This is a genomic window from Nocardia sp. NPDC004278, from assembly GCF_053602975.1.
The window spans coordinates 55,876-67,853 of the sequence record NZ_JBSGEQ010000025.1 but is presented as its reverse complement, the minus strand read 5'-3'; the positions used below and the strand labels follow the sequence as shown (position 1 = coordinate 67,853).

The following is an 11,978-nucleotide window of genomic DNA, read 5'->3' as shown; positions in this document are numbered from 1 at the left end:
CCATGACCACCGCCACCGCAATGGCGCAGGCCCTCGCGAGCGGCGAGACTACGTCGGCGCAACTGGTTGCCGCCGCGGTCGACCGTGCCCGGCAACCTGATTCGGCCGCAGTGATGATTACCGTCACCGGCGACCGTGCCCGCTACCAGGCCGAGGCGTGCGACCGCCGCGCCCTGCGCGGCACCCGCCGCAGCAGGCTCGACGGGGTCCCCATCGTGTGGAAGGACGTGTTCGACGTCCAAGGCACCGTCACGACCTGCGGCTCGGCCAGCCACCTCCACGATGAACCCGCCGCCGTGGACAGCCACCTCGTGCGTCGCGTGCACGACAGCGGACTTGTCACCATCGGCAAAACCAATCTGAGCGAGTTCGCCTTCTCGGGACTCGGGATAAACCTCTGCTTCGGTACGCCCGTCAACCCCGTCGACCCGGGGTTGATCCCGGGCGGATCGTCCTCCGGATCCGCGGTCGCGGTCGCTCGCGGGATCGTTCCGCTGGCTGTCGGGACCGACACCTCCGGATCTGTGCGCGTGCCCGCGGCGTTGTGCGGCATCGTCGGATACCGCGCCAGCCCAGGTAGATATGGCCCCCATGACTTCGCGCCGCTGTCCGCGACACTCGACAGCGTCGGCGTGTTCGCGACCACCGTCGAAGACCTCGCCGCACTCGATCGTGTGCTCGCCCCCACCGGGCCCGGCCGTGTCCGCCGGCTACCGCCGCGGTTCGTCGTCCCCGCGGGCGAATGGTCCGAAGACGTCGCGGCGGAGATATCCGATGAGTTCGACCGCGCGGTCGCCGAACTCCGTGCCGCCGGCGCTGACGTTCAGATCCGTCATCTGCCTGCGCTGTCGAATGCCCAGAACCTGATGGACGACAACGGAACGATCGTCGGCGCCGAGGCCTTCCGACTGCATCGCCACCGGCTCGACTCGACGATGCCGATCGAACCCGCGACCCGGCGCAGACTCGAAAGCAATACGCATACAAGCGATTCCATCGGTCCCGTCTATGCCGCGATGTCTGCCTTGCGTGCCGAGTTCGCCGCCGATCTCGGTGACGCCACGCTCCTGTGCCCCACCGTGCGCCGCATCCCACGGCGCGCAGCCGACCTCCAGTCCGACCCGAATTGGTACGACAATGCCAACACCGCCGTCCTGCGCACCACCATGGTGCTCAGCTACCTCGGCAGCTGCGGCATCACCCTGCCCACACCTGCCGTCCGGCCCGGGCCCCGCACCGGCATCCTCCTTTCCCGACCGTCCGACGACGACATAACCCTTTTGAACTGTGCGGCCTGGGTGCAGCGCGTCATGGCCTAGGCGATCGGAGAAGTGCGGGAGCGCCGCGGCACCCGTGACGATGGCTGAGCGGTGGCATTGCGTCGATCATCTGAGCGGGCCGGGCCGGACACGAAATCGAAGTAGCGCGCCTACATCGACTCCTCATGGCAATCTGCCACTGGAGGCGGTCACCCAGTTCGACGGGCGCTAAACCGGACGATATAGGTCTCGGTGTCCGGTTGGCCGATCGGATTTCGGTCAACCAGGCCAGGCCCCGCCATCGAGTCATGAGTGGACGCGCTCGCCGAGACCGCAGCGGCGCACGTCGACAGCGCTGCGGGTCACGCGCGGGCGCCGGGTCCTGGTCGTGTGAGCCGTTCCTGCGCAGATGCACTGCCGGGCAAGCTGAATTCCGCCAGCGCGGCCGACTACTCGGTCGTGACCGATATGGGTGCTACGCGGACGTGTGCGCGCTCGCCCTGTCTGCCGACGAGGGTGAGGAACTCCACGGGACCTGAGCCGGTGGCTCCGAACCAGTGTGGTGTGCGGGTGTCGAACTCCGCCGCCTCGCCTGGCCCGAGGACGAGGTCGTGCTCGGCGAGGACCAGGCGGAGTCTTCCGTTCAGCACGTAGACCCAGTCGTAACCCTCGTGGGCGCGCAGGCTGGGTTCCTCGTCGTCGTTCCCGGTGGGCAGGACGAACTTGTAGGCCTGGATACCCCCCGGCCTGCGGGTCAGGGGCAGGATCGTCGAGCCGTCCTGGCAGGCAACCGGACGCAGGTTGATGCGCGGATCGCCCGTTTGTGGTGCGTCGACGAGCTCGTCGAGAGTGACCCCGTAGGCGCGCGCGAGGGGCAGGAGTTGCTCGAGTGTCGGGCGCCGCAGGCCCGCCTCGAGCCTGGACAGGGTGCTGGCCGAGATGCCGGTTTGGTCGGCCAACGCGGTCAGCGTGGCCTCACGCCGCATCCGGAGTTGCTTCAGCCTCGGCCCGACGGCATCGAGTACTCGGTCGATCGTTTCGTCCATTCCCACATTTTGCCATTCGGCAAGATCCTTTGCCGATATGCCTGGCGGCGGCGCATCGTGGTTCCCGACATGAGGTGAACGGATCCGGAGGACGTAGATGGCCGAACAGATAGTGCATACAAACCGCGCTCCACGACAGGGCGCCGCACCGGTGATACTCGACGACCCACGTCGGCGACGTTCGGTCCTGGTCGGTGTGTGCCTGGCCCTGATGGCGGTAGTCGCGTCGGTAAGCGGGCTGAACGTCGCTCAACCGCAGATCGCTCTCGAGTTCGGCGCGTCGCTGAGCACCGTTATCTGGATTATCAACGTCTACACCGTCAGCCTGGCGGCTCTGCTGCTGCCGCTCGGTGCGATCGGTGATCGGTGGGGCCGGAAACCGGTGCTGCTTACCGGTTTAGCCGTGTTCGGGATAGCGAACCTCGCGGCGGGTCTCGCGCCGACAGCCGAGATTTTGCTGGCGACACGGCTCGCGAGCGGTGTCGGAGCCGCGATGATCATGCCGGTGACCCTGGCTGTCATCACGTCGACGTTTCCGGACGAGGAACGTTCCCGGGCGATCGGCGTGTGGACCGGCGTCGCCGGTGGTGGCGGCATCCTGGGAATGTTCCTGTCGGCCGCTCTGGTCGACGTGGCGAGTTGGCGGTGGCTGTTCGTCCTGCCGATCCTGCTCGTCGTGGCGGCCACCGTCGTGACACTGCGGTCGGTGCCCGACTCCCGCGAGGACGCACAGCACGATTTCGACACCGTGGGTTCATTGTTGTCGATGGTCGCCGTTGTCGGCCTCATCCTCGTCCTCGACGAAGGACCTGTTCGAGGGTGGACCGCCCCGGTGACGCTGGTGAGCCTGCTCGTCGCGGTCGTCGGCGTCACCGGTTTCGTCACGTGGGAACTGCGTAGACGAGTTCCGCTTCTCGATGTCCGCCTCTTCCGCGATCGAAGGCTTGCAAGCGGCTCCGCGGCCCTGCTTGTGGTCTTCGGCGTGCAGGCGGGAATCTTCGTGGTGGTCTTCCCCTATCTCCAGGCGGTGCTCGGCTGGTCCGGTCTCCGCGCCACCCTCGCGCTGCTGCCGACAATGCTGGTGATGATGGTCGCCTCCGGTCTGGCCCCGAGGGTGGCCGCCCACATCGGAAGCCGCTCGACGATGGTGGTAGGGATCGTCGTGGGCGCCGCGGGCGTGGCCCTGATGGCCGGTCTCGTCTCCGTGGACGGTGGCTACCTCTCGATACTGCCCGGAATGCTCGCCATGGGACTGGGCATGGGTGTAACGATGACACCCGCTACCGAAGCCATCACCAGCTCCCTGCCGCGGGAACGTCAGGGCGTAGCGTCCGCGCTGAACGACGTCACCAGGGAACTGGGCACCGCGCTCGGTGTCGCACTGCTCGGAGCGATCCTGGCCGTCGGCTACCGCAGCGCCATCGAACCCCGGCTCGACGGAATCCCGGCCGATGTCGCCGGCACCGCCCGCCAAGGCATCGCCAATGCCGCAGCGGCCGCGGATACGGCCGGCCCCCAATCGCAAGCAGTCATCCACGCTGCCCAGCAGTCCTTCGTCACCGGCTGGCAACAGGCGATGTGGGTCGGCGCCGGCGTGCTGGCGGTCGTCCTTGTCTACGTACTGGTGCGAGGACCCGAACGCACCCCGCCCCGCAGCGCCCCATCCTCCGCCGACGCTGTTCCGGCAGCGCCGAAACCTACCGCCGATGGAAGCCAGGAGATCTCATGACCACCGATCAGGCAAACGCCGAAGAGCAAGTGATACCAGGGAACAACTCCGACGCCGGGGGCGTCACCTCCGACTACGAAGCCTGGCGCAAGGCCCGGTGGGAAGGCATGGCCGGACCACAGGGGAAGGTGAAAGTCGTCGCCAAGGGCATCATCTCCGGACCCGAACCACACATCATGCCGGACGTTCCGGGACGATGGAGCACCACCGACACGGGCGGTTTGACGGTGACGGCCGCCCTCGCGGACGGCGTGGTGATCGAGGGCGAGATCGTCGACGGGACGGTGGACGTCCATCCCGGCAGCAATCCGGAATTCCCCTCGGGGCGTAGGGGTTCGGTATCGGGAGCGAACGGGACCTATGCCCTCATCGTCATCGACGAGGACGCCGTATCTCGGTCGGGACTCAGCGAAATCGTGGCCTACCCGTACGATCCGGCCTGGGTTCTCGAAGGCGAGTACCGAGCCGCTTCCCCTGGGCGCATCATCGAGGTCGAACGACTAACGGTCCCGCGGACCACCGATTCCCTCCCGGCGCCGGTCGATCTCGTCGTCACCATCGGCGGCAAGGAATACGAACTTGCCGTGCTGGAAGACCTGCCCGGTCGCCGGCTGGTGATCTTCACCGACGACACCAACGGACACAGCACACCGGAGATCGGCCGGTGGTTGCTGCTGCCGCTGCTCGAACCCGGCAGCACCGTGCCGGTCGACTTCAACCGGACGACTCTCTCTCAGCACCACTTCTCCCCGTCGGTATTCACCTGCCCGCTCTCGCCCCCGGGCAATCACCTGCCGGTGCGCATCGAGGCGGGGGAACGCGCACTGGCCTACGACAAGCACTGAATCCGCTCATCCCGAAGACCATCAACAACAGAGGTGACACCGTGAATCGAGACAACGAGGACAAGGTGATCCGATACCTTCGCAACCTGGAGAACAGGGACTTCTCGAGTGCGCGGTCGATGTGTTCGGACACCGCCACCGTCTGGCACAACGACGGCAACGGCGAACAGACCATCGCCGAGAACATCGCGAGCATGCATCGACAGATCCCGTCGATCGAGTCGATGCGCTACGAAGTCATCCGCCAGATCTCCGACCGGGACGCAGTGCTGCAGCAGCACGTGGTGCACGTGGCCACGACCAACGGCATGCGCGGCAAAGTGCACGCAGCGGTGTATTTCCGCTTCGACGGTGACCTCATCACCAGGATCGAGGAATACGCCAACTTCGTGCCGCTCGACCAGGACAACAGCGGCAACTGACATACCGGCGCCGTATGCGACGCCCGATGGGCCCGCCCATCAATGGTCCCGTGCCCTCCAGAACGAAAGGCTGCATCCATGCACCTGACTGACCACTTGCCCACCGAAACCGTCGATGCCGTGGTGATCGGCGGCGGTGCCGCCGGCTTGAACGGCGCCCTGATGCTCGCTCGATCCCGCCGCTCGGTGGTCGTGATCGACAGCGGCACACCACGCAACGCCGCTGCTGACGGCGTGCACGGCCTGCTCGGCCTCGACGGACTCCCGCCAGCAGAATTGCTGCGCACCGGCCGGGACGAAGTGCGCCGTTACGGTGGACGGATCGTACAAGGCGAGGTGATCTCCGCCGGCTCGGCCGACGCGACCGTCGACGGCGATCTGCGTTTCACGATCACCCTCGCCGGCGGCGGCACCCTGCACGCCCGCCGACTTCTGGTCGCCACCGGGCTGCGTGACGTGCTACCCGACATCCCCGGGCTGGTCGAGCACTGGGGTCACAGCGTGGTGCACTGCCCGTACTGCCACGGCTGGGAGGTGCGCGATACGGCCATCGGGGTCCTGGCCGTGAGCCCGGCCTCCGTCCATCACGCACTGCTGTTCCGGCAGCTCACCGATGACCTGGTGTACTTCACCCGCGGCACAGATCTGGACGAAGACACCCGCGCACGCTTCGCCGCCCGCGGCATCCGGGTGGTGGACACCCCGGTGGCCGCGGTCGAGTCCGCCGACAGCGGCGACATCACGGGCGTGCGGCTGACGGACGGGCAGGCAGTCCCGCGCCGCGTTCTCGCCGTCGCCACCCTTATGCATGCCCGCACCGACGGCCTGACCGGCCTGGGACTGCCGATGCAGGACCTGCCCAACGGCATGGGCCGTCACTTCGTCACCGGCATGGCGGGAACCACGGCCGTGCCGGGGGTATGGGTCGCCGGCAACGCCACCGACCTCGGTGCCCAGGTCGGAGCATCCGCCGCGGCCGGAGCCCTGGCCGGAGCCCATATGAACGCCGATCTGGCCACCGCCGACACCGACGCGGCCCTCGCCGCAGCACGACCGGCAAAAACCACTGCACAAAAGCAGGCCGCCGAGCAGGACCGGTAATCAACTGTCACAACAACGTTGATCCGGCCATGAGTGGCATCTTGGGGCGAGCTCGACGTCTCCAACTCCCTCGCCCGTTCCGAGTCGCAGCCCGAACACACCATGAAGGTCGAGCTCATGGCCGCCCCCGCCCTCGTGGCTGACAGATGTCGCGGGTGACGCTGATGGGGGAGTGTGGCGGCCCGCTGGTCTGGCGTCGTAGGGCTGGACAGCGGCCCGCCGTTCGGTCAAGCCTCTTCGAGGGCTTCGCCGACCTCGTGGGCGAGGCGATTGTGCTGATTCTCCACCAGCCAATGACCGGTCGCGAGGACCAGCGCAACGGGCCATTCGATGATTTCTGCCACGGCCAGCGCGCCGAGTACGCCGTAATATGCCAAATGCTCGGGCGGAGGGATGCGCACCCGACCTACCATCGGCAGGTCCACCGCGAAACCGTGCGCGGCCACCACCCGATCGACGGCGTTTCGGTGGCTCGTAGCCGATTTTTCGGCCATCTGTTGCCTCCCGGTCATGATGTGTTCGAGAGTTCGACGATTGACTTCCGCACCGTGTCTGGCGTGATGACAAATGGTGTAGGAGTCGGCTCGGATCCGTTGGCGGGTGCGCTGACGCAGGTACTGACCGTGCCGTTGCGCGAGTTGTACGCGGTGCTGTGGCGCTTCGGAGTCATCGAGATAGTCGACTGATCATCGCGCTGTTGATCCTGCGCGGCGAACAGACGCGGAGCGACGGCGGCGACGGCGGTCGCGACGGCTGCCGTCGACAACGCCTGCGACCAGCCGATCGGCCCCAGCGGCGTGCTGCCGAGCAGTTGGCTCACTCCCGGTGTGCTGATCAGCGCGCCGAGTGCCAACAGTGAGCCGGCCGCGGTGCAGACCACCAGCGGGCTGCGCGAGTCGATGAGCGTCTGCCCCAACTGCGTCGCGACCAACGCCACCAGCGCGACCGTCGACGCTCGCCGCCGCCGGCCCGTCAAACGTGCCAACACCCATGCGGCTGTCGCGGCGGAGGCGGTCGTAGCACCGCGCACCGCCACCGTCCGCCACAATGCGGCTCGGTCGGGGCCCCGACCGGTATGACGCAGCGCGGCACTGGGCGGGCTGATCGCAAGAGCTGCGGCCGGCAGCGCATCGGTGAGGATGTTGACCAGCAGCAATTGGCGGGTATTCAGCGGTGTTCGGCCGGTGAACGCGGTGCCTGCGATCGCGAAAGCAACCTCGCCCGCATTGCCGCCGAGCAGCACGGCCACTGCCGCCTGCACGCGCCGCCACAATTGCCTGCCTTCGTCGAGGGCGTCCAGCAGCGAGCGGATCCGCCCGTCGAGCAGCATGACGTCCGCCGCAATGCGGGCCGGGTCGCTGCCGTGCGCGGCCACGCCGATGCCGACGGTTGCGGTGCGGATGGCCGCCGCGTCGTTGGCGCCGTCGCCGACCATGGCGCATACGTGACCCAGTCGCTGAATTGTCTCGACGATCTGCACCTTGTTCTCGGGTGACATTCGTGCAAACACCCGCCGGCTCTGCACCGCCCGTTCCTGATCGCGCCGGGGCAACGCCTCCCATTCGGGACCGCTGATCACCTGATCGTCGTCGACAGGCATGCCTACCGCGGCGGCGACCGCAGCGGCCGTCACGGGGTGGTCACCGGTGATCAGACGCACCCCGATACCCCTGTCGGCCAACTCGGCCAGCACTTCGTTCGCGTCCGCGCGCGGTGTGTCCGACAGTCCCAGCAATCCGGCGAACCGCAGTCCGTCGCCGCATAAATCGGCGAAGACGTCGGCATCGTCACGTACCGATCGCGCCTGCGATGCCGAAAGCCCCCGTGTGGCTACGGCAATCACCCGCAGCCCCTCGGCGGCCATCTTGCGCACCTGCCGCTGCACCTCCTCGTCGGCGTCCGCGCACGCGGCGAGCACCACCTCCGGCGCACCCTTGATCGACAACATCTCGCCGCCCACGGATGCCGAGAACGGGCGACCCGACCGGAACGGCAGATGCACCGCCGACCCGCCGCGGTCGAGGTGCCGTCCGGCCTCGGCGACCGCGCGATCGGTGGCATGTTCGTGCGGCTCGCCGTTGGCGAGCGGCGTGGCCCGGACGGCGCGGATGAGCACATCGTCGTCGGACAATCCGTTCGCGGCGAATACCGTCGTCACCCGCAGCCGGTTCTCGCTGAGCGTTCCCGTCTTGTCGAAGCACACCATGTCGACACGGCCGAGCGCCTCGACCGATCGCGGACTGCGCACCAGCGCGCCCGCGCGGGTCAGCCGCCGCGCCGACGCCTGCTGAGCCAGCGTCGCGACCAGCGGCAGCCCCTCCGGAACGGCGGCCACGCTGACGGCCACACCGCCGCGGATGGCCTGCTGCAGACCGGTGTGCCGCAGCAACCCGAGTGCGGTGACCACGCCCCCGCCGGCAAGGCTGAGTGGCCACGCCTTGTTCGTCAGATCCTTGAGCTGGGCCTGCAGGCCGGCTGCCGAACTGTCCGCGGGCGGAGTCGCGGCGGTTCGGCGCGCCTGCGTCTGCTCACCGACGCCGGTCACGATCGCGATCGCGGTGCCCGCGACCACGGTCGTGGTGGCGAAGAGTATGCAGGCCCGCTCGGCGACGGGTGCTGCTGGCGTGGCCTCGACTTGCTTGGCCACCGGCAGCGACTCCCCGGTCAATGACGACTCGTCGACTTCCACATCGAGCGCGTGGGTGAGCCGCGCGTCGGCGGGCACCACTTCACCGGGTCGTACCTCGATGACGTCTCCGGGGCTCAGGTCGGCGGCATGGACCGTCGCGTAGCGATCGGCGCCAACCAGCTTGCGGGCCGGTGGGTCCTGCGTGGCGAGCAGTCGTCGCAGCAGCCGTTCGGCCCGAATCCGCTGGGTCGCCGCCAAGGCCGCGTTACCGGCGAGTACCGACCCGACCAGGATCGCGTCGACGGGGGATCCCAGCACCGCGCTGGCGGCCGATCCCACCGCCAGCACCGGGATCAACGGGTCGGACAGCTCGTCGCGCATCGCGCCGGCGAAATCCCGTACTGCCTGGCGCACCGGATCGACGACCGACTGCGCAGGGCGGGCGGCGGCCGCCAGCCGAGAGCTCTTGTGCGCTCGGGCGGGTTGCGGCGGCAGCATGCGATGCACCTGCTCGACGGACATGGCATGCCACTCGTGCACGCTCGCGGCAGGCGGCGGTGGCGCCGCGAGCGCTGCGCGGGCGAGCCGGTATCCCGTCCATGTGCCGGCGGCGGCCCCTGCGGTGACCGGACCCGAGCCGCGGCCGCGCACCCCGGGAATCATCAGCAGCGCACCTAAAAGCGAAGCGCCGGTCGCGATTTCGACACCGCGTTCACTGGCTCGACGTGCGGCGGGCAGCGCGTGCATGATCCGCCACACGCTGTCCAGGTCGTCGACGAGCACGTCGGCATGCCACGACGGCGGACTGTGCGCAGTGATACCGATCGAGACGTCGGCGTCGGCCAGTGCCTGTGCTGCGGCACTCGACACCATCGCGACCGTGCGGCCCTCGCGCTGCAACCGGTGCACCGTGTGGGCGAGCGCCGCGTCGATGGTCCCGTTCATCGGATCGAGGTCGTCGAAGGACGAGCGCAGGTCGCCGAGCGTGTCGACGTCGACCGACACCAGCGCGGCGCCGCTGCGGCGCACTTCGCCGAGCACCGCCGACGCCAGTGGATGATGGGCGTAGCGCACCAGCACCGTGCTGCGCCTGCCATTGCCGGATACCGACCGTGTCACCGGCTGCAACCCGGGGTGTAATCCGCCGCAGGCCAATTGGTCCTGCGCCCACTGCCACACCACCACCCGGTCGTGCTCGGGCACATCGCGGATGCGCACAACCCGCAGTTCGTCGCAGCACAATGCCCGAGGGTCGAGCACCACGGCATCGATCCGGTCGAGGCGCCGGAACGCCTGGGGCCGCAAGGGCAGCACGCCGTGCTGGTCGGCCAGGCCGCGGGCGAATGTCGCGGCGAACGACTCGCGGCTGGTGCGGGCCGCTTTGGGCGTGGCAACCATGACGGTGGTGGCGGCGGTGGCGAGGTCGGCGGTGAGAATGCCGGTCGCCGGTGCGGCGGCCGCCTGCGCCAGTCCGCTGCGGTTTCCGTGGCGCTCAACGGGCCCCGGTGGCAGCGGCCCCGGTCGATCATCGGACCGGACGCCGTCGACACACGTTGCGTGCGGCGCCAGCCCGGGTTCGCGGCGTTGCCAGATGGTGGCCGCGGCGCGCGTCTCGGCGGCTTTCGCGAGGTGGATGAACATGTCGACGCCCAGTGACGCCGGTTCTTGGGTGACGGTGTTCGCGGCGGCCATGGCAAGCGCGATCGCGATATCAGCGGCGTTGGTGCCGAGGCGCTGTTCGACGGCGCGACGCAGCCGAGGCTGGTAATCGACGAGCGCGACAACGGCGTTGAGCCCCGTCGGTAGCCGCCCCAAACCGACCACCCGCCCGGCCAGCGCGACGCTCAGCCCGACGGCATTCACCGCCGCCGAGACCAAGTTGCCAGCCAGCACGATGCCGTCAGCGGGCAGGTCGATCGGTGTGTGAGCGAATCCGGGGTGCCGATTTTCGGCAGCGGCCACTACGTCACACAGCTCGTCCACGGACGCCGTGTCGCCCACCTCTGCGATAACGCGCGACAGCGGGTAGTTGAGCGTCGCCGAGATCACCGCGGGATGCGCGCGCAGGGCGGCGAGTACCGCCGGGCCCGCATCGTGGTCCGGCTCGCGCTCGGCGAGGCCCCGCACTTCGATCCAGCATCGTTCCTCGCCGCGCCAACGGCGCCGGGCATGCTGACCGCCGAGCAATTCCGACGTGACAGCGGTAATTGCCTCGACCACCCGGCCCGCGGGCATCGTGCGCACCGGCAAGGTCACGAGGTCCACGCCCACCGCGGTGACGACCGCAGCGGACCGCACACCCGCATTGAGGGCGCGTAGGGGCAGTGACCCGGAGGTCCGTATCAATCGGCTCAGGTCCATCGGCGACGGCTAACGCGTACTCGACGCGCGTCGCGGCCGGGCCACCGCCTTCTGCGCAGGGGTACCACCCTTGTGGGCTGGGGTACCACCTTTGTCGACTCGGCGCGGCGCTCGGTCCCGTTGCGAGTGCGGCTCGCGGTGTGCGGGACGACCGCCGCCGTCGGGCGACGAGCGCCTGCTCGACCGCTGACCGATCTGCCGGACCACCAGTGCGACGCCTCCGACGGTCAGTAGCACAGGCCAGTCCACCAAACCCGTGGCGCCGATCGCCGCGACGGTCAGCGCGGCCGCCGGTGCTGAGTGGCTGCCGCTGCTCAGCCCGTTCTTCACACCGGCCGCGGCACCCTGCACGCCGCCGATCACGCCATTGACCGCGGCGCCGCTCACGGCCCCGGCCGCAGCTGTCGTCGCGTCGGCCGTCCAGGTAATCATGTCCACCACGCCATCGGAAATGTTCATCGTCACTCCATCGCGTTCGCCTTCGGACATCACCGGGCAAACCGGAGTTTACCCGGAATCGGGTCATGCAACCGGATCGTCGAACAAGTACGTGTCAGCTTGGCCGACCTTCCTCTCCAGCGCTGAT

Annotated in this window: 9 protein-coding genes and 1 pseudogene; 6 read left to right on the top strand and 4 right to left on the bottom strand. The window is 68.6% G+C overall.

The features are described 5' to 3' along the window. Positions 1-2: 2 nt before the first annotated feature. The gene (locus ACWEO2_RS31105) at positions 3-1,319 is read left to right on the top strand and encodes an amidase family protein (RefSeq protein ID WP_452408592.1); all 1,317 of its coding nucleotides are present in this window, start codon (positions 3-5) and stop codon (positions 1,317-1,319) included. Positions 1,320-1,708: 389 nt separating this feature from the next. Here the strand turns inward: ACWEO2_RS31105 and ACWEO2_RS31100 are convergent, their stop codons facing one another. Further along, on the bottom strand, positions 1,709-2,305 hold the full coding sequence (locus tag ACWEO2_RS31100) for a helix-turn-helix domain-containing protein (RefSeq protein WP_452408591.1): 597 nt from the start codon (positions 2,303-2,305) through the stop codon (positions 1,709-1,711). Between the two features lie 97 nt (positions 2,306-2,402). Between ACWEO2_RS31100 and ACWEO2_RS31095 the strand changes: the two genes are divergently transcribed. The 4 genes from ACWEO2_RS31095 (at position 2,403) to ACWEO2_RS31080 (ending at position 6,402) form a co-directional block, all read left to right on the top strand. Next, positions 2,403-4,034, top strand: coding sequence for an MFS transporter (locus tag ACWEO2_RS31095; protein ID WP_452408590.1), 1,632 nt, complete (start codon positions 2,403-2,405; stop codon positions 4,032-4,034). Then, entirely contained in the window at positions 4,031-4,879 is an 849-nt protein-coding gene (locus ACWEO2_RS31090) for a DUF1684 domain-containing protein (protein WP_452408589.1), read from the top strand. Before ACWEO2_RS31095 ends, ACWEO2_RS31090 begins: the two co-directional genes overlap by 4 nt. A 41-nt stretch (positions 4,880-4,920) precedes the next feature. Beyond that, entirely contained in the window at positions 4,921-5,301 is a 381-nt protein-coding gene (locus ACWEO2_RS31085; protein WP_452408588.1) for a nuclear transport factor 2 family protein, read from the top strand. A gap of 78 nt (positions 5,302-5,379) precedes the next feature. After that, positions 5,380-6,402, top strand: a complete 1,023-nt coding sequence (locus tag ACWEO2_RS31080) for an NAD(P)/FAD-dependent oxidoreductase (RefSeq protein WP_452408587.1) — start codon at positions 5,380-5,382, stop codon at positions 6,400-6,402. A 227-nt stretch (positions 6,403-6,629) separates the two neighbouring features. Here the strand turns inward: ACWEO2_RS31080 and ACWEO2_RS31075 are convergent, their stop codons facing one another. Beyond that, positions 6,630-6,896, bottom strand: a complete 267-nt coding sequence (locus tag ACWEO2_RS31075; RefSeq protein ID WP_452408586.1) for a hypothetical protein — start codon at positions 6,894-6,896, stop codon at positions 6,630-6,632. Between ACWEO2_RS31075 and ACWEO2_RS31070 the strand changes: the two genes are divergently transcribed. After that, positions 6,780-7,088 (top strand): Rv1535 domain-containing protein, encoded by a 309-nt coding sequence (locus ACWEO2_RS31070; RefSeq protein WP_452408647.1) that lies wholly within the window; start codon positions 6,780-6,782, stop codon positions 7,086-7,088. The two genes, ACWEO2_RS31075 and ACWEO2_RS31070, sit on opposite strands and share 117 nt — an antisense overlap. Before the next feature lie 29 nt (positions 7,089-7,117). Here ACWEO2_RS31070 and ACWEO2_RS31065 read toward each other — a convergent pair. Continuing rightward, positions 7,118-11,392: pseudogene (locus tag ACWEO2_RS31065) on the bottom strand (HAD-IC family P-type ATPase); the annotation flags it as partial. A gap of 9 nt (positions 11,393-11,401) precedes the next feature. After that, positions 11,402-11,851, bottom strand: a complete 450-nt coding sequence (locus ACWEO2_RS31060) for a hypothetical protein (RefSeq protein WP_452408585.1) — start codon at positions 11,849-11,851, stop codon at positions 11,402-11,404. Positions 11,852-11,978: the final 127 nt, after the last annotated feature.